General features: G+C 59.5%; 23 protein-coding genes. 20 read left to right on the plus strand and 3 right to left on the minus strand.

The genetic code is table 11. The annotated features are described in order from the left end of the window. Positions 1-569: 569 nt before the first annotated feature. Genes DXH78_RS06620 through DXH78_RS06630 form a run of 3 tightly spaced genes read left to right on the plus strand, consistent with a single transcriptional unit; the run spans position 570 to position 4092 of the window. A complete protein-coding gene (locus DXH78_RS06620; protein ID WP_115516307.1) occupies positions 570-1616 on the plus strand; it encodes a branched-chain amino acid ABC transporter permease in 1047 nt (348 codons plus the stop codon). After that, entirely contained in the window at positions 1616-3379 is a 1764-nt protein-coding gene (locus DXH78_RS06625) for a branched-chain amino acid ABC transporter ATP-binding protein/permease (protein ID WP_115516308.1), read from the plus strand. The genes DXH78_RS06620 and DXH78_RS06625 overlap by 1 nt, the downstream gene beginning before the upstream one ends. Next, positions 3376-4092, plus strand: coding sequence for an ABC transporter ATP-binding protein (locus DXH78_RS06630; RefSeq protein WP_115516309.1), 717 nt, complete (start codon positions 3376-3378; stop codon positions 4090-4092). The genes DXH78_RS06625 and DXH78_RS06630 overlap by 4 nt, the downstream gene beginning before the upstream one ends. Before the next feature lie 198 nt (positions 4093-4290). On the opposite strand, the gene DXH78_RS06635 is transcribed toward DXH78_RS06630, so the two are convergent. Next, positions 4291-5445, minus strand: coding sequence for an ABC transporter substrate-binding protein (locus tag DXH78_RS06635; RefSeq protein WP_115516310.1), 1155 nt, complete (start codon positions 5443-5445; stop codon positions 4291-4293). A 312-nt stretch (positions 5446-5757) separates the two neighbouring features. On the opposite strand from DXH78_RS06635, the gene DXH78_RS06640 reads away from it, so the two are divergent. The 8 genes from DXH78_RS06640 to DXH78_RS06675 all read left to right on the plus strand — a co-directional run bounded on the left by DXH78_RS06640 (position 5758) and on the right by DXH78_RS06675 (position 15141). Next, complete coding sequence (locus DXH78_RS06640; protein ID WP_115516311.1) at positions 5758-6618, plus strand: IclR family transcriptional regulator; 861 nt, start codon at positions 5758-5760, stop codon at positions 6616-6618. Positions 6619-6790: 172 nt separating this feature from the next. After that, positions 6791-7804: an MBL fold metallo-hydrolase gene (locus DXH78_RS06645; RefSeq protein WP_115516312.1), complete on the plus strand. Its 1014-nt coding sequence runs from the start codon at positions 6791-6793 to the stop codon at positions 7802-7804. Positions 7805-7953: 149 nt separating this feature from the next. Then, positions 7954-8922, plus strand: coding sequence for a Bug family tripartite tricarboxylate transporter substrate binding protein (locus DXH78_RS06650; RefSeq protein ID WP_115516313.1), 969 nt, complete (start codon positions 7954-7956; stop codon positions 8920-8922). Positions 8923-9080: 158 nt separating this feature from the next. After that, complete coding sequence (locus tag DXH78_RS06655; RefSeq protein ID WP_115516314.1) at positions 9081-10598, plus strand: class I adenylate-forming enzyme family protein; 1518 nt, start codon at positions 9081-9083, stop codon at positions 10596-10598. After that, entirely contained in the window at positions 10598-11848 is a 1251-nt protein-coding gene (locus DXH78_RS06660; protein WP_115516315.1) for a thiolase family protein, read from the plus strand. Before DXH78_RS06655 ends, DXH78_RS06660 begins: the two co-directional genes overlap by 1 nt. A gap of 88 nt (positions 11849-11936) precedes the next feature. After that, entirely contained in the window at positions 11937-12758 is an 822-nt protein-coding gene (locus DXH78_RS06665; RefSeq protein WP_347337762.1) for a fumarylacetoacetate hydrolase family protein, read from the plus strand. Between the two features lie 32 nt (positions 12759-12790). Then, positions 12791-13681, plus strand: coding sequence for a VOC family protein (locus DXH78_RS06670; RefSeq protein WP_115516317.1), 891 nt, complete (start codon positions 12791-12793; stop codon positions 13679-13681). A gap of 20 nt (positions 13682-13701) precedes the next feature. Further along, positions 13702-15141 (plus strand): 4-hydroxyphenylacetate 3-hydroxylase family protein, encoded by a 1440-nt coding sequence (locus DXH78_RS06675; RefSeq protein ID WP_115516318.1) that lies wholly within the window; start codon positions 13702-13704, stop codon positions 15139-15141. 60 nt (positions 15142-15201) lie between these two features. On the opposite strand, the gene DXH78_RS06680 is transcribed toward DXH78_RS06675, so the two are convergent. Next, positions 15202-15927, minus strand: a complete 726-nt coding sequence (locus tag DXH78_RS06680; protein ID WP_115516319.1) for a GntR family transcriptional regulator — start codon at positions 15925-15927, stop codon at positions 15202-15204. A gap of 206 nt (positions 15928-16133) precedes the next feature. Beyond that, positions 16134-16673: a flavin reductase family protein gene (locus DXH78_RS06685; protein ID WP_115516320.1), complete on the minus strand. Its 540-nt coding sequence runs from the start codon at positions 16671-16673 to the stop codon at positions 16134-16136. 210 nt (positions 16674-16883) lie between these two features. Here DXH78_RS06685 and DXH78_RS06690 point away from each other — a divergent pair, with 210 nt between their 5' ends. From DXH78_RS06690 to DXH78_RS06730, 9 genes are all read left to right on the plus strand, one after another. After that, entirely contained in the window at positions 16884-17654 is a 771-nt protein-coding gene (locus tag DXH78_RS06690) for an SDR family NAD(P)-dependent oxidoreductase (RefSeq protein ID WP_115516321.1), read from the plus strand. Positions 17655-17721: 67 nt separating this feature from the next. Next, on the plus strand, positions 17722-18561 hold the full coding sequence (locus DXH78_RS06695) for an SDR family NAD(P)-dependent oxidoreductase (protein ID WP_115516322.1): 840 nt from the start codon (positions 17722-17724) through the stop codon (positions 18559-18561). Positions 18562-18661: 100 nt separating this feature from the next. Then, positions 18662-19909 carry an acyl-CoA dehydrogenase family protein gene (locus tag DXH78_RS06700; protein ID WP_115516323.1) on the plus strand — a complete coding sequence of 416 codons (1248 nt, stop codon included), beginning with the start codon at positions 18662-18664 and terminating at the stop codon, positions 19907-19909. Positions 19910-19931: 22 nt separating this feature from the next. Then, positions 19932-21128 (plus strand): FAD-dependent monooxygenase, encoded by a 1197-nt coding sequence (locus tag DXH78_RS06705; protein ID WP_115516324.1) that lies wholly within the window; start codon positions 19932-19934, stop codon positions 21126-21128. Positions 21129-21319: 191 nt separating this feature from the next. Continuing rightward, positions 21320-22174, plus strand: coding sequence for an IclR family transcriptional regulator (locus DXH78_RS06710; RefSeq protein ID WP_210209516.1), 855 nt, complete (start codon positions 21320-21322; stop codon positions 22172-22174). Then, on the plus strand, positions 22171-22995 hold the full coding sequence (locus DXH78_RS06715; RefSeq protein WP_115516326.1) for an ABC transporter permease: 825 nt from the start codon (positions 22171-22173) through the stop codon (positions 22993-22995). The genes DXH78_RS06710 and DXH78_RS06715 overlap by 4 nt, the downstream gene beginning before the upstream one ends. Positions 22996-23031: 36 nt before the next feature. Continuing rightward, a complete protein-coding gene (locus DXH78_RS06720; protein WP_168192724.1) occupies positions 23032-24012 on the plus strand; it encodes an ABC transporter substrate-binding protein in 981 nt (326 codons plus the stop codon). Positions 24013-24098: 86 nt separating this feature from the next. Continuing rightward, positions 24099-24857, plus strand: a complete 759-nt coding sequence (locus tag DXH78_RS06725) for an ABC transporter ATP-binding protein (RefSeq protein WP_115517761.1) — start codon at positions 24099-24101, stop codon at positions 24855-24857. Between the two features lie 72 nt (positions 24858-24929). Next, positions 24930-26999 (plus strand): hydantoinase/oxoprolinase family protein, encoded by a 2070-nt coding sequence (locus tag DXH78_RS06730; RefSeq protein ID WP_115516328.1) that lies wholly within the window; start codon positions 24930-24932, stop codon positions 26997-26999. Position 27000 lies beyond the last annotated feature (1 nt).

Raw genomic sequence — 27000 nt, forward strand, 5'->3', positions numbered from 1 at the left:
TGAAGAGCGCTGGCGCCAAGCCTGTCAAATTCCAGGCCCTCTATGATGGCTGGGCTGCTGAAAAAGCATCGGCCACGAGGACCAAATATTCCTGGAAGCGCGACGTTGACCGACTGACAGCATACCTAAAGCATGACGATGCCTCTCGCGTCATCCTCACTCAGTAGGATGAAATTGAAGGCTCGGCTAACGGCCTGTAAGCGTTTTTGAAGTCCAGTGGGTCATTGCTTTGAACCGTACGGAATTTCGCGCGCCGTACTCCCGGATTGACTTAGCGCAGCAGTTTATCTAGTAGTCTAGAATATAAGGTGGAGTGAACCGGCCGCAAGTATCTGAGGATGATTATCGAGTTGCCGTAGTAACTACAGCGCGGGGCTCTTCAGCGGGATGGAATGGCTCTCTCGCGGCGGGCCGGTTGCGGTCCCGTGGAAGAACCGGCGCGCTCCCACTTTATGGATCTATCCGGTGATGTTGAAGTCGTTGCTTTGGAATCTGCGGCCGCCAAATCGCACACTCGGCTTTCATTGTTGCGATCCTAGTGGGCCGGCACCTAGGAGCGGATCTCAGATATGAACCTCGATATTGCCCTGCTCCTCGTGCGCGAGGGAATCGCAGGGGGCGCGATTTATGCGCTGCTGGCGCTGGGGACGGTGTTGGTCTTCAATATCACTCGAATTGCGCTCGTCTCTTATGGCGATCTCATCGCATACTCGGCGCTCACCCTGGCGTCGATCCAGTCGAACAAACTCCCCGGGACGGTCTGGCTAGTCCTGATCCTGGCGGGGCTCGCGTTGCTGCTGGAAGGCATCGATCTTTATCGTCGCAAGCGATTGAGGGCGTCGTGGAGATCCCTCTTTAGGTATGGCGTGCTTCCATCGGCGCCTGTTGTCGTTGCCCTTCTGCTGCCAAGCTATGATGTGCCGATGGCGTTTCAGATCGTTCTTACGATCGCTTTGATCCTGCCGCTCGGTCCGCTCCTGTATCGCGTGGTGTTCCAGCCAATGCGCAACGCTTCGGTGCTGACCTTGCTGATGGCGGCGGCTGTCGTTCATTTCCCGATGGCCGGTCTTGCACTCTTGTTCTTTGGTGCCGAGGGATACAAGACGAAGGAATATATCTCAGGCAACATCAATCTCGGCGTCATAGATATTTCCGCCGAGAGCATCGTGGTCGTGACGGCGCTCGTATTCATTAGCGTTGCCCTATACGGCTTCTTCGAGAGAACCCTCTGGGGCAAGGCGCTCCGGGCAACTGCCGTCAATGCCATCGGCGCGCGGATTGTCGGCATTCGCGTTGCTTCGGCAGGTACGACGGCCTTCTTGATCGCTGCTGGACTGGCGGCGGTGACCGGAGTTCTGATTGGGCCGAGCCTCACCGTCTATTCCGATACGGGTTTTTTGATCGGTCTGAAAGGCTTCGTTGGCGCCGCGATCGGAGGCATTGCCAGCTATCCGCTCGCACTTTTCGGCGCGCTTCTGGTTGGCATTATGGATTCCTTTGCCTCTTTCTACTCCAGCGCGTTGAAGGACATCGCCGTTTTTGCGCTGCTCATCCCGATTGTTCTGTTCCGCGGATTTTGGATACGGTCCGAGGTTGAGGAAGAGGAGGACCTTTGATGCCGAACCGAACGGTGTTTTTGGTCATGGCGCTTGTGATCGCCGTCGGCGGCGCGCCATTTGTTCTGGGCAGCTTCTACATTGCACTGCTGAATTTCATCGGAATCTACGCCATCGTCGCCATCGGACTTGTCATTTTGACTGGCTCAGGCGGGCTGACGTCTTTCGGACAATCGGCCTTTGTTGGCCTTGGAGCCTATGCGACCGCCGTGCTGAGCGCGAAAATGGGCTTCTCGCCTTGGATTGGTTTGCCGGTTGCACTTTTGCTTTCCGCGCTCGTTGCCCTGATTTTGGGCCTGGTGACGTTACATCTGTCGGGACACTATCTGGCGCTCGTTACGCTCGCTTGGGGGATGGTGATTACCCTTCTGTTCGGCAACATCGAAGCGCTAGGCGCTCACACCGGTATCAATGACATCCCGCCATTGTTCTTTGCGGGGATCTCGCTCGCTCCCCAAGAACGGTTCTTCTATCTCGTTGCCATCTGCTTGGCCTTCGTCGTCGTGACGATGACATTCCTACTGCGATCGAGACAGGGGCGTGCGATTCGCGCGCTGCGGGGCGGCAAGACGCTTGTCACCAGCCTTGGCATCAATGAGTTCCGGATTCGCCTCGGAATCTTCATCGTAGCGGCGCTGCTGGCCGGGCTTTCCGGCTGGCTTTATGCTCACTCACAGCGATATGTGGGGCCCGATCCCTTCAGTATTCAAACCAGCATTGAATTCCTGCTCATGGCGGCCATCGGAGGCGCCGGCCATATCGCCGGTGCGCTTATCGGGGCCACGTTGTTCACGTCGCTTCATGCCGTGCTGCAGGATATCCTGCCCCTCTTCACCTCACGCGCCGGGAACATTGAAAAAATTGTTTACGGCTGCTTGTTCATTCTGGTGTTGCAGTATGCACGCTCCGGAATTGTCGGCATGTTCCCGCGCATCAAGCTGCACAAAACCCAACCCGCTAGGTCGGCCACCGATACGCTGCCACGGCGCGTTCTTCCGGCGCGCGGCGAGCCGCTACTTCAGGTGACGGACCTGACCAAACGATTTGGCGGTCTGACGGCCGTCGATAAGGTCAGCTTCGATGTCCGAGCCGGAGAGATCGTGGGCATGATTGGCCCGAACGGCGCAGGAAAGAGCACGACGTTCAATCTGATTTCAGGCGCGCTGCATCCCTCGCAGGGAGCCGTTACCTTTGCAGGGCACAATCTCACGAAGGAGCGGTCCGTCAACCTCGTCAATCTTGGGGTTGCGCGGACATTTCAACACGTCAAGTTACGTCCGAACATGTCGCTGCTTGAGAATGTAATGCTCGGCGCTTATGCGCGAACCAACACAGGCTTCCTCGCTGGCGCTTTTCGCTACGATCAGGCGGACGAAAGCAAAGTTCGGGCGGAGGCGTTCCGTCAGCTTCAACGGATCGGGCTCAGCGGGCGGGCGGAAGATCTCGTTAGCAGCTTGCCGCTCGGTCAGCAGCGCGCGGTGGAGATTGCGAGAGCGCTTGCATCCGATCCGATCATTCTGTTGCTGGACGAACCCGCCGCAGGCTTGCGGCGTTTGGAAAAGGATCAACTGAGCCAGCTCCTCAAGGACGTCTCGGCCGCGGGCGTGACCCTGCTTCTTGTCGAGCATGACATGGAGTTCGTCATGGGGCTCGTCGACCGCATTATCATGCTCGATTTCGGGCGCCAGCGCGCCATGGGTACGCCGGCCGAAATTCGATCCAATCCCGTCGTGCGGGAAGCTTATCTGGGAGCGGCCCAGTGAACCCGATCCTCAAGGTCCGCGACGCCCAGGTGAGTTACGGCCGGATCGCCGCGGTCCAAAGCGCCAATCTGGATGTCTGGCCCGGCACTATGGCGACCATCATTGGTGCGAATGGTGCGGGCAAGACCACATTACTTAATGCGACGGTCGGCCTCATTCCCGCGCTTGGATATTTCGAGTTCGACGGATATCCGCTCGATGTTCTTGACGTTGAGGATCGTGCAGAACTCGGCCTTTGCATCGTGCCGGAGCGGCGCGAGCTTTTCGGCTCCATGTCGGTCGAAGACAATCTGCTGCTTGGATATTATGTCCATCGTCGCGAACGCAGTGGATTGCGCGGCCGCCTGGCCGACGTCTTCGATTATTTTCCGAAGCTGGCAGAGCGACGGCATCAGCAGGCGGTGACTCTCTCGGGCGGCGAGCGTCAGATGCTCGCGCTCGGACGGGCGCTAATGGGACGACCCAAGCTGCTGTTGCTTGACGAACCCAGCCTCGGCCTCGCTCCTCTGATCGTTCAGGAGATATTCCGAATTATCCAGAATTTGAAAGCCGCGGGCGTGTCGATCTTGCTTGTCGAACAGAATGCGCGCGCGGCGCTGGAATGCGCCGACTATGGGTATCTCATGGAGACCGGCGAGATCACGCTTCACAGCGCGGCTGCCGACCTCCTGAATGATCCCCGCGTGACGCAGGCTTATCTGGGCGGGGCCTAGGCCGACCGCACTTTCGCTTGCTAACCGACTGGCTGGCCGCTTCGCTTTTGGCGGACGCTTGCCGGCTGGGCGTTTCTTTCAGCCATCGCCACTCGCAAAAAGAAAAGCGCCGTGGGAGTTGCAGGCGGCAACTCCCACGGCACGATCTTGCCGAGATGTCGGTGAAACAGGCGTCAGTCCACGGCGGCTTTGCCGTGCTCAATCACCAATATATTTCCATTTGCCGTCCTGGACGGTCACAAACACAACACTGTTGCTCCCGACGCCGTAAGGCTCGTTTGGCTCGAAGTTATAGACGCCGATGCTGCCCACGAGCCCACGGATTGTATGGAGCCGATCGCGAATAGCCAGACGAAAGCCCTCGGTTCCGGGTTTGGCCACCTTGAGAGCCTCGGCCGCAACCATTTTCAGGACGATGCCTGAGTCATAGGCGGTCGGGTTCTGTGTATCCGGCGCCGTCGTCGGGTACAGCTTCGCGAACTGGTCTGCGAGTTCAACCACAGCCTTTTTCGATGGGTTAGAGTCGGGGATCTGGTAGGGCACCGGAATGAGGTTGGACGCCGCGATAATGCCTTCCACCTTGGCGCCGCCGAGGCGAAGGAAGTCCTGCCCGACAGCCACGGGAGCATTGTACAGCGGTTTTGTGTACCCACGATCGCGCAACGCGACGTTCGGCAGCACGGCGGGGCTCCCCGAGGCGGCGATAAAAACGGCATCCGGCTGCGCGGCGACGATGCGCAGCGCCTGGCCGACAAAGCTGGTGTCGGCACGCGCAAAGCGTTCGTTGGAGATGATCTCGATGCCAAGCTGGTCGCACGATTTCTTGAAGTTCGCGAAGGCCGTGTCACCGTAGACATCGTTATAGCCGACATAGGCGACCCTCTTCATCCCGGTCTCTTTCATCCGCTTGGCGATACGGTCCACCCACATGCTGATCGGAGTTGAGACATTGATGAACCAGTAGCTTTTCTCGCCGAACAGATCGATGGCCGTGCCGGAAATGAGCGGCACCTTGAACTCGGCCAGCAACGGAGCAACCGCGTAACCTGTCGCCGCATTGGTGGGACCGATGAGTACATCGACGCGGTCTTCATTGATCAGCTTACGGACATTCCGGACTGCGTTGGACGGATCAGAGCCATCGTCAACGATGACGTAGCGCACCGGTTCGCCCGCGATCTCTTTGGGAAGAAGAGGCATCGTGCGCTGGAATGACGTTCCTAGCGCGGCCGCAGGACCAGTGAGCGAAAAAGTTCCGCCGACCACGATCTCGGCGCGGGCTTCAAACGCTGCCGCAGCAGTCGCGATTACACTCAAACAGGCAGCAAAAACAAGCCTCGTATGCTTCCTCATCAACGACCTCCCTTGATGTGGTTGTTATTTTCGAAACGCCCGCAGAAACCTTGCGCGGCCTCGCAATCCCACAAAATGGAACGTATTCTATTTTTTTCATGTCCTCAATAGCTTCGTAGCAGCCCGGGCAGAAGCGATTGCGGCCAGGGCAGCCGACAGACTTGAACGCGCTTTCAGGCGATGAAGTCCAATGCGGGTCGCCGGCTCAGCCGCGGTTGCGCGCTGACGGGTGCAACGGCCTTATCGGCACTAGGCGGCTATTGGTGAACATCGTAAGGTGCAACGATCCGAAACTCTTGCAACGATTGAATAATGAGCGGTTCATCATTTCGACGTAGGAATGGCTTTCAATCGGCTAGAAAAGCCGAGTCTGCCGGTACGAACAGGGCAAGGCGCCAGCAGGGAGTCGACAAAGTTGAGATCGGCCTGAAGATCGCTTTCATCCTGGCCAATGGGCCGGATGCCATGCATTTGGGCGATATAGCAAAAGCCGCCAACCTCGCCCCGAGTAAGGCGCACCGTTTTCTGGTCAGCCTCTGCCGCTCCGACATCGTTGAGCAGGATTCGATCGATGGCAAATATCGCCTCGGTGGCGGGGCGATTTCACTCGGTCTCGCGGCGCAGAACAGGCTCGACGAATTCAGGCTCGGCGAGCAGGCTCTTCGCGAACTCCATGAAAAAACGGGGAAAAACTCGGCGATTGTTGCATGGGGAGATCTCGGTCCGACAGTCGTGCGGCGCATCGAGCCCTTTGAACCCGTCACCGTTTCCTCACGGATCGGCAGCGCTATCCCAGTGTTGAATTCAGCGTCAGGCAGGGTCTTTGCGGCTTTTCTACCAGAAGCGGTGACTCGGCCCGTGATCGAGCGGGAGCTAAAAAATCGGATGCGGCCAACGTCCCGTGGCAAGCCCATCACAATGGCGCGTTTTGAGAAAGTTCTGGATGAAGTGCGGACCCGGAAAACGGCCGAAGTCTATGGCGATTTTTTCTCGGGCTTCGATGCTTTGAGCGCGCCTGTCTTTGACAGCAGCGGGCACGTACCAATGGTGTTGTCGATGCTTGCGACGGCGGGCGAGTTCTCCAGCGACCGCGCAGGAAAACATTGCCGTGACACGCTGGTGTCGGTGGCTTCGCGCTTGACCGCGAAGCTCGGCGGTACGTGGCCGCCATAGCGCAGCCGTCTCCGGCGCCGGCCGTCGCTTTCTGGTCGGCGCTGAAACCGACATCTCGCAGTTGCGAAATCCCGCGTCGGAGGATGGAACCGCTTTGCCGCGGTCACGACCGCCTCTTGCGCGCATGCTAAAACACTAGTATGTAACAGATACAAAAAATGGGAGGTGACGTATGAAGGGCTTTCGTTTGCTCCTGGCTTGGCTTGCGCTGACTGTCACGCCTGTGGTGGCGCTCGCTCAGGACAGTGCTCTCCCGGATTATTCGCCAGTGCTGCCTGCAACGAAGGCGCGTTTCTGGCCGATCGACCCCAATAAGGGATATGTCGTCCGTGAACTGAAGCCCTCGATCTTCATGATCACCGATGGGCGCTATCAGTCGCTCTTTGCGACCAGCGATCGTGGCGTCGTCCTCTTTGACGCACCGCCGTCCTTGGCGCGATATATCCTGCCGGCCGTCACGGAAGTGACCAAGCAGCCCATCGTGTCGATCGTCTATTCGCACGCGCACGTCGATCATATCGGCGGCGCTGGTCTGATAATGAAGCAAAATCCGCAGCTCGAAATCGTCGCTGAGGAAGGCGTGGCCCGTTTTCTCGGCGGCCAAAAAGATCCCAATCGTCCGGTTCCGACCAAGGTCTTCAAGGACCATACAACGCTCAATCTCGGCACCAGCACCGCGGAAATTAAGGTTGGTTACTGGCATTCTGCCCCGGGTGACCTGATGGTCTATTTTAAGGAGCAGAAGGTCTTAATGGCGATCGATACAATGACCGCCGGGCAGACCGTTTATATGAACTACAACCTGACCGAAAACATGGATGCTTACATGAAAGTTTTCGATCAGATGCTCGCTTACGACTTCGACGTTCTAGTCTCGGGGCACCGCAGCAATCCGGCCACACGTGACGATGTCGCTGTTATGAAGGGCTTCGTCACCGACGTCTACGAAACCGTGAAACGGGTCAATGCTGTCGACCGAAAGGCTTTGGTCGGGCAGGCCATCGCAAAGTATGGTCGCGACAACGGCTATCCAGTCGCCCGCGTTGTCGTGGATGCCGTGGTTGCCGATTGCGAGAAGGAAATCAACTCTCGTTGGCTGGACAAGATTTCCAACATCGACGTGTTCGCGGCGAGCCAGTGCCTCTCGGCGTTGAACTATTTTACATTCGACGTCGGCCCGCGCTAACGAAGTTCGCTCCCGCGCCCCGCGACCGAGAAAGCCGGCGCGGGGAAGCCGGACTAGCACCAAATAACGAAGAATAAAGGAGGCCGCCGAGAACGCGTCTCGAAAGAGAGGCTGCTGTCGCCGGTTTTGAGGAAGGGCAACTATTGAAAATGCGGAATTTCTTCGCGGCCTTCGCGCTGATCGCTCTCGCCATTGTGCAACAAAGCAACGTTGCGAATGCGCAGGATTGGCCGGATCGCCCAATCCGGATGATCGTCGGCTTCCCGCCTGGCGGTAGTCCAGATGTGGTGGGGCGCATTGTCGGCGAAAAGCTCTCGCAGCGGCTCGGACAGCCGGTCATCGTTGAAAACGCCGTTGGAGCGGCTGGCGTAACGGCAAGCGAACGCGTGTCGCGGTCCGCTCCGGATGGCTACACCATGATCATGCTGACCGGAGCGCATTCGGGCACCGCAGCGATGCGCAAGAAACTACCCTACGACGCGATTAATGCGTTCTCCATGATATCGATGGTGACGGCTTATCCATTGGTTCTCATGGTGGCGCCCGATTCGCCAATCAAGTCGTTTCCCGATTTGCTGGCGCGCGCGAAGGCGGCGCCCGATACGATCAAATATGCGTCCAATGCGCCGGGCAGCGCCCACCATTTGCTGGGGGAGTGGATTAACATCGAGGCCCACACGACGATGGTGCCGGTGCCTTATAGGGGAGCCGCGCAGGCTCTTGTTGATCTCCTGGGTGGCCGCGTCGACTTCATGGTGGACACTGCGACTACGGCAATCGAGCCCATTCGCAGCGGCCAGGTGAGAGGGCTCGCGGTTGCCTCGCCACAACGTTTTCCATTGCTCCCGGACGTGCCGACCGTGGCTGAGGTGTTGCCCGGCGTGGAAACCATGTCGTGGCTCGGTCTCGCCATGCCGGCAGGAGCTCCATCGCCAATCATCGATCGTCTGAGCAAGGAGTTGAAGGCGATTCTGGATGAGCCCGACATGAAGCAACGCTTGTCTCAACTGGGTGGCGTACCAAGTTGGACCACGCCCGACCAAATGCGCGATCGAATTGCCGGTGAGATTGCACGGTGGAACCGTGTGATTGATGAAAAGAAGATCGAGCGTCAGTAGCCCTTTGCCGCAGGCTAGCGCCAGAGCAGGCGACGGCTGCGACAAACGCAATTGACACTACAAAGATGCTAGAATATTAGCAAGCTTCGCACGGTAGGCATGCGCATTGTGGGGGCGCTCCAAACCGCGAAACTTTTGGTGTCGGTGATAGGCATACAATGACACCCATCAAGATGCTCTATCGTGGACTGAGGCTCAATCCGCAAGGCGTAGCGATCGCGGACGGCGCCCATCGTTTGGCATATAGCCAGCTGGTCGAGCGAATGGAGGCTTTTGCGGTCTTCCTGCAGAAGAATCTCTCTCGGAAACAATCGCGCGTGGGGATTTGTGCGCACAACAACTGGCAGCACGTCGTTGCGATGTTGGGCGTCTTTGCCTCAGGGCACATTTGGGTGCCGCTGAACCCGCGAAATTCGCGCGACGAACTCGCCGGCATTGCTGCCGCTGCAGAGCTGTCGCTGATCGTGACAGATGCTGACTTCCTGTCGCTCTTCGCGGACCTGAAATGCCCCCTCGTCGTAGCCGCAGGGGGGGCAACAGGCAATGACACGGTCGTTGCCATTTGTGAGCGCCATGCGGGCTGTCAACCAGCCGATATCACCGATCCGCACGATGGAATCATGGCCATCAAGTTTACCGGTGGAACGACAGGCAGCCCGAAGGGAGTTATGCAGCCTTATCGCGCCTTCATGAGCTGCATTGCGAGCATGCTCACGGTCTTCGGCTTCACCGAAAGTGAGCGAATGCTTGGTATTGCGCCGCTGACCCATGGCGCTGGCACATTTCTTCTACCGGTTCTGGCGGTGGGCGGCTGCACCGTCCTCCTGGACGGAGCCAAGGCGCCGAAGATCTCGGACGTGATGCTTCAGGAGGGCATTACGGCGAGTTTCATGCCTCCAACCCTGATCTACGCTCTGTTGGATTATGCGAGCGCGAATGGCATCCGCTATCCGGAGTTGCGTCATCTAATCTACGGGGCGGCGCCCATGTCGGCAGCCAGGATCATGCAAGCTCAGAAAGTGCTGGGGCCATGCCTCGCCACGATTTATGGCCAGACCGAAGCGCCAACCATGATTGCTGCGATGACGGCGCGCGAGCTATCGGACGAGAAGAACATCGGATCCGTTGGCCGGCCATGCCCCTACAACGAGGTCCAGATTATGGGCCCGGATGGCGCACTTCTGCCGACGGGTGAAACGGGCGAAGTGGTGGTGCGCGGCGATCTTGTCATGCGGGGTTATCTCAATCGTGACGACCTGACCGAATCCACGATCGTCGATGGATGGCTGCACACTGGAGATCTTGGCGCCTTCGATGAGCGCGGTTACCTGACGCTGAAGGGGCGGCTCCGTGACGTCATTATCTCCGGCGGCTTTAATGTCTACCCGACGGATGTAGAGGCGGCTTTATCAAAGCACCCCGCGGTGCGGAATGTTGTGGTGATTGCGCGCGCCGACGATTACTGGGGCGAACGTGTTGAAGCGGCCATCGTCAGTTCCGAAAAGGCCGCCGTGACCTCGGACGAGCTCATTGCCTTTGCCAGATCCCAAGTTGGACCGGTTCGTGCTCCAAAGGCCATTCATTTCTTGAAAGAGATGCCGACGAATCCGGTGGGTAAAATCACCCGTCGGGATGTTCTTTCGGTCGTCGAATCCCTTGAGAAGGGGTGCGTTTGATGTCGTCTGCCACGCAGGTTTTCATTGTCGGTTCGGGTATGACCGGGCTCGGCAAACAACCAGAAAAATCGGTACGCGAATTGGCAGCCATCGCTGTTTCAAAGGCGCTTGCCGATGCAGGGCTCGCCGATGCGACAGCGATTGAGGCGGCCTGGTTCTCCAACACGCGACAGGCATTGCTGGAAGGCCAGAATGGCATTCGGGGCGAAGTTGCGTTGCGCGGCATCGGCATTGCCGGCGTGCCGGTAACCAACGTCGAGAATGCCTGCGCCAGCGGTAGCACGGCACTGTTGAATGCCATGGCCTATCTCAAAGGCGGCTTTGGCGAGGTGGCGCTGGTTGTCGGCGCGGAGAAAATGTTCTTTCCGGAGAACCGCCAAGGGATGTTCGCCGCCTTCAAAGGCAGCACCGACATCGTTCATTTCGACGAGCAGCTCGAACAGATTCTGGCCTTGGCGAACGGAATGCCTATTCCGGCTGGCGTGCAGCCTGCAGCCGAGCGCAGTGTGTTCATGGACATCTACGCGGCCTTCGCGCGCTATCACATGGCGCGGTTTGGCACGACCCAGCGTCAGATTGCGGCGGTGGCATCGAAGAACCATCACCATTCAGCCCTGAACCCAGACGCTCAGTATCGTTTCGATATGACGATCGACGAGGTTCTCGCAGACAAACCTGTGTCATGGCCTTTCACTCGTGCGATGTGCGCGCCGATCAGCGACGGTGCTGGCGCGCTAGTCCTGTGTACGGGCAGCGCGCTTCAACGTTTCAACACCAAGCGGGCGGTGCCGGTGGCGGCGTGTGCGCTGACGTCGTCGACCACGCGCCAGGCGGATGATCTGGATAACCACCTTGGTCGCCGGTCGGCCCTGAAGGCTTACGAGCAAGCCTCAGTCGGGCCGCAAGACATGTCATTGGCCGAAGTGCATGACGCGACTGCTTTTGCGGAAATCCTCCAGGTCGAAAATTTGGGATTCTGCGCGCGCGGCGACGGTGGGGTTTTGACCGAGTCCGGCCAAACCCGTCTTGGCGGGCGCATCCCGGTCAACCCGTCTGGCGGTCTTTTGTCCAAAGGTCATCCGATTGGCGCCACCGGCATCATGCAGGTCCATGAGCTCGTCACTCAGCTGCGCGGCGAAGCTGGCGCCCGGCAGGTGCCCAATGCGCGCTGGGCGATCGCCGAGAACGGCGGTGGCTTCCTCGGCTTCGAAGAAGCCGCGACAGCGGTCACTATTCTCGGCGGCAAATGATCGAAGACGCAATCGTTAGACAGGATCGGAAGCTCTCATGAAACTAACTAGCTTTGTCACCCAGGATGGCCGTGAAAGCTGCGGTATCGTGCTCGGGGACGCCGCGAAACCCGAAGGTATTGTCGATCTTGGCGATCGGTATTCAAGCTTGCGGCAATTGCTCGCTGACGAGCAGGGAGTTGGCTATGCCCGCAGTCGCCAGGCGGATAAGCCGACGATCGCGTGGGGAAGCGTCCGATTGCTGCCCGTGATTACGAATCCCGACAAGATCCTCTGCGTGGGCGTTAATTACGCGAGCCACGTGAAGGAGACCGGGCGGGAAATGCCGCCGAAGCCCATGATCTTTACGCGATTTGCCGAGACGCAGGTGGGCGCCAATGAGGATATGGTTTGCCCGAAGGTCTCCGAGCAGTTCGATTACGAAGGCGAACTGGCTGTCGTCATCGGCAAGCGCAGTCGTTATGTGTCCCGCGAGCGTGCAATGGAACGGGTCGCCGGCTTTTCCTGCTATAACGACGGAAGTCTCCGGGACTGGCAGCGCCACTCCCAGCAATTCGCGCCTGGCAAGAATTTCCCGAAAACGGGCGCCTTCGGTCCATGGCTGGTGACGACCGACGCGATGCCGGAGCTGTCGAAGCAGAGCTTGAAAACGCGGCTGAATGGACGAGAGGTTCAGAGCGCGACCCTCGATGATCTGATCTTCGATGTGCCGGAACTGGTGTCCTACTGCTCGTCCTTCATCACCCTCGAGCCGGGCGATGTCATCATCACCGGCACGACCGGCGGGGTCGGTGCCTTCCACAAGCCGCCGTTGTGGATGAAGGCTGGCGACCAGGTCGAGGTCGAGATTTCCGGCATCGGCATCTTGCGGAACGGAATCGTCAAAGAGGCGGCAGACTTCGCCATCTAGCTCACTTCTGTGCCGTGAATCGGGGGAATTCCATGAGCTATCTCATTCGTCAGATGGGCCACATTGCATTGGCAACGCCCGATCCTGAAGGATCCGCGCAGGATCTTGCCGAGATTTCGGGCCCGCGTATCATCGACCGCGCCGGTCATATGGTGACGCTGTCGTGCAACAGCCGCCGCCATGAGGTTGGTTATTTCAAGAGCAGCAGGAAAGCCGTCCTCGCGGTCGGTCTTGAAGCGTTGAATAAGGACGCGGTTGATGAAGTGCGCCGGCGCGCGTCGGCCCATGGATGCGATATTCTGTCGGACCGTTCGTACTTTCCGAATATCGAAAGCGTCGTGCGTTTTCGGACGCCGCACGGCATCATCTTTGAGGTGCACACGCCCGTGCCGCGGGATCAGAGTGCGCGGTACAGTGGACACTGTGCGCACCCTGTTCGCCTCGAACACGTCAATGTCCGTGTCGAGGATACGAAGAGCTTCGGCGCCTTTTGCGAAACCGTGCTGGGCATGAAGCTGTCGGACCGCACGACCAACGATGAATTGCTTTGGTACAGGGCGGCCGATGGCTTTCATCACACGCTTGCGGTCGGCACGGGGGAAGCAAAACTGCATCACTACGGCTTCGATGCGAACTGTTTCGAGGATATTGCCAGTATCGCTGACATGCTTGTTCTCAAGAATCGCAAGATGCTGTGGGGACCGGGACGGCACGGCGCGGGCGACAACATCTTCAGCTACTATTCGGATCCGAACGGCTGCGTTGTCGAAAACTCCATCGAGATGGAGCGCATCGACTGCGACACGCTGTATGTGCCTCGCACGTGGTCACTTGGGCCGGAAAGCAAAGTCCGAAATCTCTGGGGGCCTCTAGAGGGGCCGGACTACAGGGCCGGGGGCGTTCCTTTCGCGTCTGAGCCGTAATCCGGCGAAGCGGCCTCAGCATGCGAAACGGAAAGCAGTTTCTGGATCATCTGGCGGCCAAGCCACGCGAAATCTGGGTTTTGGGGGAAAGGGTTGAGGACGTTACGACTCATCCCGCTCTGGTCCACCCGGCGGCGCAGATCGCAAAGCTGTACGATCTGCAATGCGATCCCGCCACTCCGGAACTGAGCTTCGAAGGTCCACGCGGTCGTGCCGGTACAGCTTTCATTCGGCCTGCGTCTTCCTTTGATCTGGCCAAGCGGCGCGAGGCTTTCGCGGCGTATGCCCGCTCAACCTTCGGCTTGATGGGCAGGTCCCCGGATTTTCTCAACTGCTCGGTCATGGCGCTGGCGGAAGCAGCCGATTTCTTTGCCCAGGGGCGGCGTGAGTTCGGTGACAATATCGTTCGCTTCTATGAGGAGGTCCGGGACAAGGACCTGTTTCTCACACACGCCCTGACGACCCCACAGGGGGATCGCTCCAAGACATCATCGCAACAGAGCGACGCTTTCTTCCATCTAGGCGTGGTGCGCGAGACGTCCGCTGGAATTATCGTCAGTGGCGCGAGGACACTCACGACGCTTGCTCCTCTGGCTGACGAAGTTCTGATTTACAACATTCCGGGTTTGCGACCGGGCGACGAAAAGCATGCGCTCGCATTTGCGCTGCCCATCGATACGCCCGGCATTACCCAGATCATGCGTGAGCCGTATGACACCGGAAAAAGATACGGGCCGGATCATCCGCTCGCCTCCAATTTCGAGGAGGCGGACTCGCTGTTGGTATTCAAGGATGTCCTGGTGCCCTGGGAGCGCGTGTTTCTCCTGGGGGACGTTGGACTTTCTAACCGTCTCTACAGCGAGACTCAGATCCGTAATCACACCGCGCATCAGACGTCCGTGCGTGGCTTGATCAAGATGCAGTTCGCCATCGGGCTCGCCGTTGCGGTGGCGCGGAGTTCAAAGTCCGACAGCTTCCTCCATGTCCAGGAGATGCTCGGGGAGTGCGTCGTTTATCTGGAGACGATCCGGGCCTGCATTCACGCCGCCGAGGCAGAGGCGAAGAGGGCGCCTTCCGGTGTGCTGATGCCGGCGCTGGCGCCCCTTCAGACAACGAGATTGCTGATGTCCAGGGCCTATCCGCGCGTTATCGAAATCCTTCAGATCGTCGGCGCGGGCGGGATCATGATGACGCCGTCTATGGCCGACTTCGCGAGCCCGATCGGTGCCGACGTGGTCAGGTTCAATGGTGGCGCTGACGGAGCATCCGGCTTTGATCGCACGCGTCTTCTCAAGGTCGCCTGGGATCTCGCCGGCGACGCCTTCGGTTCGCGCCAGGTTCAATACGAACGCTATTATGCAGGCGATCCCGTGCGCGCCCATGCCATGACATACGGGGAATATGACTGGCGCGCCTGCATGGGCCTCGTTGAAAAGGCCATGGATCTGGCTAAGCCGTGAACCATACGCCGCGATGCAATGGATCGCGCCGGCTGAATTCAGCCTCCGTCGTAGATTTTACTAACCGCGACGGGAGACCTTCCGTCCAGTCCCTTCCGCATCGTCGGCCGTGACGCGTAGCTTTCCCACTTTCGCAATACGCTCGGAGATGGCGCGAACGTGCTGTCTCATGACGGAAACCGCGGTGGTGGCGTCCCGCGTTTCGATGGCGGCGATCAGTGCCTGGTGCTCCTTGTGCGCGACCTTGAGGCGCTCAAGGAAGATCGGCGCTTCAGCCGTCGCGACCATAAAGTCACTGAGGTCGCCCATGACTTCGGTGGCCTCAGCAAGAGCGGCCGATTGGATAAGACTGTGAATTTCAGAGTGAAATCTCTGGTTCAGGCGCCGGTATTCTCGAGCGAGTTCGACCTTGCCGAGCCGGCTGGTCGCGAGCTGTCCGATTTCCGCGGATATCGCTTTGAGCTGCCGAATGTGGCCCGCATCGGCGCGTTCGCAAGCGAGCTGGACGCATACGCATTCCGCTTCGGCAAACAGCTTGTAGAAATCCACCATTTCTTGAACGCTATAGCGGCGCGGAAAGCTGCCAACCTGCGGCGTAATAGTTACAAAGCCTTCCAGCGCGAGCCGACGAACCGCATCCATGACCGGTTGCCGGCTGACCCCCAGATCCTCCGCGATGGCATCAATCGGCATCGCGGCGTCCACATGCAGTGCGCCATCGAGCAGGAGTTGCCGCACGTGTTGGTATACCTGGACACCAAGGCCAGTCTTTTGGCGCAGAAGCATGATTTCCCTTAGAATCTCGTCTCTAAAACACTAGCATAAAGCGGGTGAGGTTGGCGTAGCAATTCGCGCTCGGCGTTTTCGCCATACCGAAATTGTCCCGATCAATTCATAGCATAAAACCGCTCGTGAGAACATATTCACATAGCGGGGTGCCGGGGCGCCGCCTACCGCGCCGTCAGGGTCGGGATTGCTATAGCGAACGCCGGTCACGCATCGGCATGGGTTCGCAGAGGCTGTGACGACAAATACCGTCCCCCGCCAAAAATCAGCGGCGGGCGTCCTGTTGTCTCGATGCGCTCGACGCGCCCCACGAAGATGACATGGTCGCCCCCGGGGTAACTCGTCTCATGGGAGCACTGCAGGTAGGCCGAGCAGCCAGGGAGTATGGGCACGTCCCCGAGGCCTTTCTTTACGTCAAAGCCCGCGAATTTGTCGGGGTGGCTGCTGGCGAAGACGCGCGACGTTTCGACCTGATCCTCGGCCAGAATATTGATCGCAAAATATCGTGCGGCGCTGAAGATAGGAAAAGTCGACGACTGGCGCCGCTGGCTCCACAGGATCAAAGGGGGAGAGAGCGAAAGCGAACTGAACGAATTGATGGTGGCTCCGAAAAGCCGGCCATCAGTGCCGACCGTCGTGACCACGGCGACGCCGGTATAAAAAGCCCCGAAGCAGTCCCTGAGTTCGCGCGTCCCGAAGGGCTCGATCCCGTCAGAGGAAACAGGGTTGGTTTCGGGAGCGGACATCAATGACCGTCTGTTTGAAGCTATCTTAAATACTAGTATTTATCACGGAGCCTGTCAACGGGCTGGTCGTCGATGGGTGAGGCTTCACCGCCATGCCAGTGGAACCGAGTGCGTTACGCGCCGGCCGCACGGACCTCCGGACAGAACATTGACAACTGAAAGACTAGAATATAAGACCCGGGTTGGCACTATGGCCGCACCGGGCGTGGGATGAATCAGAAGCATCACGACAAAGTAGCGATTATCACCGGTGGTGCGGCTGGGATTGGACGCGCCTTCGCGCTGCGTCTTGCCGCGGAGGGCGCTACCGTTCTCATCGTGGATCGGGCTCCCGGCGATGATGTGGTGAGCGAGATCAAGGCGGCGCATGGGCATGCCGCGTCATACCAGTGCGATGTCAGCAATCCGGCGGATGTGAAAAGCCTCGCTGCGAACATCCTCAGTGCCTTCGGCCGCTGCGACGTGCTCGTCAACAATGCCGGGATTTTTCCGAGTTGCCCCTTTGAAGATCTGACCTTCGAGCAGTGGCGCGAAATGATCGCCGTCAACCTCGACTCCGTCTTCCTGATGTCGAAGCAATTCGTCCCTGGCATGCGGCTGCGTAAGTGGGGACGGGTGATTAATCTGACCTCGAACTCTTACGCGCAGGTGGCGCCGGGGCTGACGCACTACATCGCCAGCAAGGCGGGCGTTATCGGCTTCACGCGCGCTTTGGCCAGTGAAGTGGGGGCGGACGGCGTGACCGTCAATGCGATCGCGCCCGGCTTCACCAGAACGCCAGGGACATTGGCGCGAAAGCCCAATTTCAGCGGACTGACTTCCGAGCAATTGTTCGAGGTCCAGGCGAGTCGCCAAGCGATTCCGCGCCCGTCGAAGCCGGACGACCTCGCAGGCGCGCTGTCGTTCCTGGCAAGTGATGATGCGGCGTTCTTTACGGCCCAGACGCTCTACGTCGATGGCGGTCAAGTGCGTTCTGGCTGAGTTTTGAATTTCGGACAGGGTGGCCGCATGGCGTCTCTACGTCGTGAGGCGCGAAGTGAGCATAAGCATGACGGCGTCCGACCATAGCCAACAGCCCATCCATGGCGTTCTGCCGTTGAACGACATGTTCAGCCTCAAGGGCAAGAGCGCCTTCGTCACCGGCGCGGGCAGCGGACTGGGTCGCGTGATTGCCGAAGGCTATGCCCAAGCCGGCGCCCGGGTTATCTGCGCGGATATATTCGAGGACCGCATCGCGGAGGTCGTGCAGGCGATCGTGTCGAATGGCGGTGCGGCTGAACCTTGCAAGATCGATGTCGCCAGTGAGGCGTCAGTTGAGGCGGCCTTTGCCGGTCTCAATCATCCCCATCTGCATGTGCTCGTGAACAGCGCGGGCGTGGCCGCCGTTCCAGCCCGCACGCATGAGACGCGGACCGAGGACTGGCGTCGCGTCATCGATATCAATCTGACCGGGACTTTCTTCGTCACGCGGGCCGCGCTTCCAAAAATGTTCGACGAGGGCGGCTCAATTATCAATCTGTCGTCGATCATGGGCCTGGGTGGATATTATCCCGGCTTTACATCGTCCGGCGTGGATTATGCGGCGTCCAAGTCGGCGATCGTCGGCTTCACAAAGCAAGTCGCCGTTGAATATGCCGAATACAACATTCGCGCCAATACCATTGCTCCTGGATGGCATGGCGGCACCAGACTGGGGCAAGCGCGCCGGAAGCAGGCAGCGGCTGCCGAAGAGGAACGTTTCTACGCGGCGATCCATAGCCGAATTCCCATGAAGCGGAGAGGCGATGCCTCCGAGATTCTCGGTGTTGCGCTTTACCTTGCCAGTCCGGCATCGGGATACATGACAGGTCAATTGCTGGTTCAGGATGGCGGATGGACGGCAACGTAAGCCTTCTTAAGCCAAAGGATGGCGCAGGTTCGAGCCGTCTTTTGCGGAACACTCTCTTTGCCGTGAACATCCCCGAAGATTGCTGACCGAGGAGAGCGATATGCTGAAAGCAAGCGCCGAAAAGTCGATCGGCAAAGCGCGGACAAACTGGGTCGATCTGGCCCGCGAGGTTGCGCCGCGCTTGCGCAATTTTGCCGCAGAAAATGAAGCGTCCGGCCAGCTGACGCCTCCGAGCCTGGACCTGTTACGCGAGTGCGGCTTCTTCGGCTTGCTCGCGGCCCGTCCGCTGGGCGGGGCCGAGGCCAAGCCTGATGAGGCGCTCGAGGTTTACGAAACTCTCTGCGAGGCCGACGCCGCCGCCGGTTGGGTGGTGATGGCGTGTAACGTCGCCACCGGTTCCGCGTCCGGATACTTGCCGGATGCAGGTGCTGAAAAGGTGTTCGGCGCAGGCATTCCAATCATCGCCGGAAATGGCGGGCCTTTTGGGCGCGCCGATGTGGACGGCAAGGGGTATCGGGTGTCGGGACGGTGGAGCTACGGCAGCGGCGTGCTGCACTCGACATGGATTCATACCGGTGCGCGTGTGTTTGAAAATGGAAAACCGCGCATCAATCCGGCGACGGGCCAGCCGGAGGTGCGGACCTTTATTCTTCCGACCCAGCAAGCCAGGTTGTTGGGAAATTGGGATGTGCTTGGGCTGCGCGCGACGGGAAGCGTCGACTATGAATTGGACAATGTCGCGGTTCCGCAAGAATTCACCCATTCCCCAGATGCTAACATTGCACTCCGCGGCGGAAATCTTTTCCGTCTCGGTGTCGTCGGTATGTCGCCGCTCGGCCATACCGGCGCTGCGCTCGGCATTGCGCGAAGAGCTTTATCGGAGCTTGCTGAGCTTGCCGACTCTTCCGGCGGGCGTCCATCTCGGTTGGCGATTCAGGGCGGCGACTCGCAATTTCAGGAGAGTTTTGGTCTTGCCGAAGCCCAACTGAGATCGGCGCGCGCATTCTGCTACGAGACATGGCGGGATGTTGCGAAGACGCTTGACGATGGCCAGCCGGTGCAGACCCGACAATATACGCTGATGCGGCTGGCTCTTATCCACGTCACCAATGTCGCCGCGGATATCTGTTCGTTTGCGTACAAGACCGCAGGCGGTGTCTCGCTGCGAAGCACGGCATTGCAGCGTTGCTTCCGGGACATGTTCTCGGCGTCCCAGCACCGTCTGGTTTCCAATTCATTCGCACGGGATTGCGCGCAGGACTTGCTGGGTCTGGCCGGCAACAAGGTTTGGGCGATCCGCGGTCTGGTCGATCCTCCCGCGGAAGCCCGATCGCTCGGAGGAGCCTGACAGCCGGTATCGGGAGCGGAACGTGGCCAGGAAACTTCGTGTAGCCATTGTCGGAGGTGGACTGGGCGGTCTCGCGGTTGCGCAAGCGCTTCGCGGCAAGGCCGAGGTCGTCATTATCGAGCAGAGCGCGCAGTTCGGAGAAGTCGGCGCCGGCATCAACGTCTCGCCGAACTGCGTCAAGGTGTTACGAGAATTCGGCCTCGAAAGCCGGCTCCGGCAAAGTGCCTTCGAGCCCGCCTTTCATGTCTTCCGCGACTGGAAGTCGGGGCGTTGTTTGTTCCGCGCCGACATCAAAGGCGAGTACGAGAAGCGCTTCAACGCGCCTCATCTCAGCGTTCACCGCGCTGATCTGCACAACATCCTTTCAACCGGGCTGCCCGACGCCAGCTTACGCTTTGGTGTGCGGTGTATCGCCGTAGCACAAAGCGAGAATTCTGCCGTCGCGATCCTCGAAAGTGGCGAGGAAGTCGAGGCCGACGTGGTCGTCGGCGCAGATGGTATCAAGTCTGCCGTGCGCGGAAGCCTTTTCGGCGAGGATGAGCCCGAATTCACGGGAAACGTGGCCTGGCGTTTCACCGTTCCGGAAGAGAGTCTGGTGGAACCCATCGAGCCTGCCGTGACCAACTGGCTCGGACCGGGAGGTCATGTTGTTCACTATTATGTCCGCAGCGGACGATTGGTGAATGTGATCGCTGTCTATGAAACACAGCAGTGGACAGCCGAGTCCTGGACGCAGTCTGGCGACCGAGATGAGTTGCTCGGCATTTTCGATCGCTGGAATCCGAAACTCATCACCCTGTTTAAACGCGCCGGAAGCTATTATAAATGGGGTCTCTTTGATCGGCCGCCGCTTGGGGCGTGGTCTGTCGGACGCATTACGCTTCTAGGCGATGCGGCGCATCCCATGCTGCCCTTTTTGGGACAGGGCGCCGCGATGGCGCTGGAAGACGGCTTGGCCCTCGGGCTTTTGTTGTCGCAGGGACGCCCGGTCGCCGAAAGTCTCCATTTATATGAAAGGCTTCGGCTGCCTCGGACATCGCGCGCCCAGCTCGGCTCGCGCGGCCGTGCGGCGGAAAATCATCTGCGTTCGCCGCTCGCGCGGCTGAAGCGGAATTTGAAGTTCAAGCTGCGGAAGTTCATCAATCCGCATTCCACCTTACACAACGGCGAGTGGCTCTACAGTTACGACGTCCGGAACGCGGTCGGCGGGCTGGGATGAGGTCTTGCGCTGTCGGCATCGAACGCAAAGCCCGGTCGACGCGTAGCGTTCTATCGAAGCGCAGGGAGTGGGACGCTGCCGACCCGCTTTATTCGACAATGAGCTGCCGCGGCGCGGCTGTCACTTCGGAAGAGCTTGACAGTCAGCAGCCGCCTTGCAAACCTAATCGGAACAACGTTCCGCACAGGAATATGATTTTGTCTGATCGCGCCTCCGTATCCAAAACTCTCGAAGTCCTTGAACAGCTTGCGGAATCCCCTGCAGGCCTGTCCGTTGCAGAGGTCAGCGATGTGCATGGCCTGCCCAAGAGCGTCGCGCATCGGCTGCTCGCACGGCTCGTCGAGAGAAACTACGTCCACCAGGATCCCGACACGGCCCGATACAAGCTGTCGCTTTGGCTACCGATGCTTGGCTTCAAATACCTGGCGGCGCGCGGCATCAGCGAGGTTTGGCAGCCAATTCTGGACGAGCTTGCCGCGAAGTCCGGCGAGTATGTTGCTCTCGCGGTGGCTGAGAATTCCAACCTGATTTGGGTGGCGAATGCCCGCGGCGCCCGAGCCGCGCTGCGCTTCGAACCGTTCCTCGGTCCGGTCGTGAGGCTCAACAATACGGCATCGGGTTTGGCATGGCTTGCGACCCTGCCGGAAAACGAAGCCGTTGAGATCATGGTCAGGCACGGGTTCGAGCAACCGACCGTCCCTGAGAATTATGGAAAGAATGCCGCGCGCTCCGTCTCCGAGATGCTGGAGCGCATCGCGGAGGTGCATGAGCAGGGCTACGCGCTCGCGCTCGAATCCGGCGAGCCGGGCCTTCATGTCATCGCCGTCAGTATTCCTGCCCGTGCCGAAGGCGCGTGTGGCGTGGGGACGCTGAGCATTGCCGGTCCCGCCTTCCGGCTCCCGGTCGAACGTCTTCAGAAGCTTTATCCACTGCTGAAGGATGCGGCTCAAACGCTCAGCGAGATCTGGCCTCTTCGCCCGACAGGTCACATCCGCTCTCGCGTTCTGGAAGCAACGCGAATGGGCAAAATCGAAGGTTTGCGATGAGCGAGTTCGCGGTAACGAGCGGGACGTGGCGCGTGCCAAATTGGCTGTCCAGCGCCTGGCAGCGCATCGGTGGGTTCGTTGTCGCGATTTGCGCGATCCTCGTCATTTGGCAAGCTGCGGTCACGCTGCTCTCGATTCCAGAGTATATCCTGCCGGGGCCGCGATTGGTCCTGGAACAGTGGGCGGCGAACCTGCCGACGCTGATAGCCAACGGCTCGGCGACAGCCTCTGTCATCTTTCTCGGTTATTGCGCAGCCATCGCCGTTGCAATTCCCCTGGCGCTGTCGATCGCCTTCTTCCCGGTTGTCGCGCGGACGATCTATCCGGGCATCGTGATGCTGCAGAACGTCCCCAAAATTGCGATCGCGCCACTGTTCATCATCTGGTTTGGCTTCGGACTGCTGCCGAAGCTCCTGGTGGTCTTCCTGCTCGCCTTCTTCCCAATCGTGGTCAGCAGCATTGCTGGCTTCAGCTCTATCAATCTCGAGATCGTCGATTTCGCACGGACGACGGGGGCGAGTGCTTTTCGGATTTTCCGGAAGGTGCGGCTCCCGGCCGCCTTGCCTCACGTTTTCGTCGGCTTGCGCATCGCGGCAACGGTTGCACCGACCGCAGCGGTCGTTGCCGAGTTCGTGGCGTCCGATAAGGGGCTTGGATATTTGCTGCTCCGATACAACGGCGACCTGAACACCGCCATGAGTTTCGCGACCATCATTACGCTCGCGATCATGGGGGTCTCCTTGTACTTCATCATCGAGCTTGCGGAGCGCCTAATTGTGCCCAGCCGAGGTACAGCATCGGGAAGCGCTACCGGCACATAAAAATCTAAAAAACTAATCAAAAAAATGAGGGAAGAAATGACCAGTAGAAGAGGAAGAATAAGCAAGATATTTGCGCTCGCGATGGCGCTTGTCTTGCTATCAGCCGGATCGCACGCGGCGCAGGCCGCGGACAACGTGTCGTTGCGACTCCATTGGCTTGTGAACGGCTCGACCGTCGCGTTCTACCTCGGCCTCGAGCGCGGCTATTTCAAAGACGCCGGCATCAACCTCACGATCAATGAAGGCAAGGGGTCGATGATCGCCGCGCAAGTCGTGGGTTCCGGATCGGAACAGTTCGGAACGGCTGACGCGGTCTCGATCATCCAGTCCGAAGCCAAGGGAATGCCGATCAAGGCCATCATGACCATTCAGGATGTCGGCGCGCTTGGTGTTCTGTGGTCGAAGACTTCCGACATCAAGGCGATGAAGGATCTGAAGGGCAAGCGGATGGGGGTCACGGCGGGCGATGCGCTGACCCAGCAATGGCCTGTCGTCGCGGAAAGCAACGGCTTGACGAAGGACAGCGTCAACCTCGCCTATATGGACGGTGCCGCGAAGCCCGTGTCGCTGTTGAACGGCCAGGTCGATGCCATCCTTGGTGCCTGCATTGACCATGTGGTGCTTCTTGAAAGCAAAGGCTTTCCCGTTCAATGCCAGCGCTTCGCCGACTACGGGGTGCCGACCGTTGGTGTCAGTCTGCTAACGAATGAAAACCTGATTAAAAACAACCCCGATCTTGTTAAACGCTTCGTTGCGGCGTCCGTCAAATCGTACAAAGCCTTCTATGAAGACCCGCAGGCTGCGCTGGACGCTGCGGTGCGCGCCAGGCCCGATATCGACCGCAAGGTCGTTGGGGGGCAGGCCGAACTGATCAAGGCTTACTACAGCGCGGCAGCGTCGGGGCGGATTGACCGGGCCAAGTGGCAGAGCACCGTCGAGGTCATGAAGAAGACCGGAGTGCTGAGCAGCGACCGGCCGTTCGACAGCTATTTTGTCGCAGACTTTGTTCAGCCATGACGGGGGAAGCTCAAGCGATAACGCTTCCGGGCGATGCTCGGCCGGCGAACGAGGATCAGCCACATGTGGCCCTTGACCGCGTTGCCATGACCTACAACCGCGGCGCCAAAAGCACGCAGGCCCTGCAGGAAACGTCCCTGACGATCCGGAAGGGGGAGTTTGTCTCGATTGTCGGCCCGTCTGGTTGCGGCAAGAGCACCTTGCTCAAGATGGTGTCGGGGCTGCTGCGGCCGACCTCTGGCACGATTACGGTCGATCAGAAGGTTGTCCAAGCCCCCGTGACCGATCTTGGCATCGTGTTTCAGTCTCCCGTGCTGCTGGAGTGGCGGACGGTTCTGCAAAACGTCTTGATGCAGGTCGAACTGCGCGGCTATCCCAAGAGCGCATATCACGATCGGGCGGTAGAACTGCTCACCGCGGTGGGACTGCGCGACTTCAAGGATCAGTATCCGCACGAATTGTCGGGCGGTATGCGCCAGCGTGCTTCGATCGTGCGCGCCCTGATTCACGATCCTCCGCTCCTGCTGATGGATGAGCCATTTGGCGCACTCGACGCGCTTACACGCGAGCAGATGCGCATTGACCTCGAGAATCTCTGGATGAGCCGGCCGATGACGGTGGTTTTCGTGACGCACAGTTTGGACGAGGCTGTCCTGTTATCGGATCGTGTGGTGGTGATGTCACCGCGGCCCGGGCGGGTAGAGCAGATCATCAATGTGGATATGGAGCGGCCTCGCGGACTGGGGGCGCGCGCGAACCCTGTTTTCGAGGCGGCGACGCGAACGATTACCGAAATATTCCTCAGTCGAGGTGTCCTTCAGGGCGGAGGCTTTGCCCGCCACTGAAGCGGTGGCCGTTGACTTTGGTAATGAAACAGTACCGCGGCTTCGTCGCGGAGCAATGAAGCGTTGGAAATCATGAAACTGGCTACTCGTATCGCCGCCGACATTGGCGGAACCTTCACTGACGTCGCTGTGTTCGACGAGCAAACAGGGCAAATAAAGCTAGGCAAGTGTCTATCGACGCCCGACCGTCTGATCGATGGCATTCAGACGGGCGTTGATGAAGCGCAGGGCGAATGGAAATCCGCAAATCTGTTCCTGCATGGTTCGACCGTTGCCATCAATACAATGCTCGAACGGACAGGGGCTCGCGTGGCCCTGTTCACGACAGAGGGTTTCCGCGACATCTATGAGATCGGCCGGATCAATCGGCCGGATTCATTTAATCTCTTCTTCCGGAAACACGTGCCGCTAATCGAACGGGCGCTGCGCTTTGAGGTTCCCGAGCGGCTGATGGCAGATGGATCCGTCCATAAGCCGCTTGACATGTCCGCCGTCGCTGCTCTCGCGGACCGTTGCGAGGAATTGGGCGTCGAAGCGATCGCCATTCTGTTCCTGCATTCGTATCGAAATCCGGATCACGAGATCAAGGTGCGCGATTATCTCGCCGCGCGCTTCCCGAACATGTTCATTTCCGCGTCGCACGAACTGTCGCAGGAGTATCGGGAGTTCGAGCGAACATCGACCGTGGCCGCCAATGCCTATGTCGGCCCGCGCGTACGCAATTACCTTGGTAAGATCGACGACGTTCTCAAGGAGCAGTCGTTTTCGGGGCGCTTTATGGTGGTGCAGTCCACCGGCGGTCTCTACACCGCCGCCGACGCACGGCGTGACTGCGTACGCATGATGGAATCGGGCCCTGCCGCCGGCATTGTCGGCACCCAGGCGCTTTGTGAACAGATTGGCCTCTCCCACGCGATCTCTTTCGATATGGGCGGCACGACGGCCAAGTCCGGTGTCGTTCGCGACGGCCGGGTGTTGACGTCGGGCGGAGCGATGATCGGCGGCTATGCGCAAGGTCTGCCGCTGCTGACCGAGATGGTGGACATTCACGAGGTCGGGACGGGTGGTGGCAGCATTGCCCGCGTCGTCGCCGGCGGGGCTCTCCGACTTGGCCCCCAAAGCGCCGGCGCGGTTCCGGGACCCGCTTGTTACGGGCGCGGCGGAACGCAGCCGACAGTGACCGACGCCAATCTTCTGTTGGGACGTCTGTCGGCTGAGCGCTTCCTCGGCGGCACCATGCCGCTTGATCAGCAGCGCGCCGAGGCCGTGATGAACGACAACGTCGCCAAGCCGCTCGGAATAGATGCCGTTCAGGCCTCGATGGGCATTATCGAAATCGCCACGGCCAACATGTCGCATGCGGTGCGGGGCGTCACCACGGAGCGCGGGCTCGATCCTGCTTCGTTTCCGGCTCTCGTTGCTTATGGCGGGGCAGGGCCTCTTCATGCCGTGATGGTGGCGCGCGAACTGCGCATTCCGAAGGTGATCGTACCGCGTTCACCGGGCCATTTCTCCGCCTTCGGCATGTTGCTCAGCGACTTGCGCTACGACTTCGTGCGCACCACCTTCGTCGAGCTTGAGCACGTCACCTTCGATGAACTCGAAGCAAGCTACGCGGAGATGGAGCAGCAGGGCGAGGCCCTGATCGCCCGCTCGGGCGTCGCCGCGCAGCGCATCGTCACGTCACGCGCCATGGACATGCGCTATGTCGGCCAGGAACACGCCGTCACTGTGGACATTCCGGACGCGATTTTTGCCGCCAAGGATACGAAAGGCCTGAAAGAGCATTTCGATCGGCAACACGAGCAACGTTATGGCCGCGGCGCGGTCGACGAAAAGGCGGAAATCATCAGCCTGCGTTGCACGGTAACCGGCGCGGTTGCGAAGCCATCGCTGCAAGGCCTCAGCGCGGGCGACAAGACGCCCCCATCCGGCGCCACAAGACCGCCGCGGCCCGTTTATTTTGCGAGCACAGGCTGGGTCAACCGTTGCCCAGTCTATGACCGCGATCTCATGCTGGCGGGCAATGTCGTCGCGGGGCCGGCGCTCATCGAAGAGCATGCATCAACCACCGTTCTGCAACCCGGCGACACCCTGACCGTCGACCAGCTCGGCAATCTCGTCATCGAGATCGGGAGATAAT

The organism is Undibacter mobilis (genome assembly GCF_003367195.1).
GTDB lineage: Bacteria > Pseudomonadota > Alphaproteobacteria > Rhizobiales > Xanthobacteraceae > Pseudolabrys > Pseudolabrys mobilis.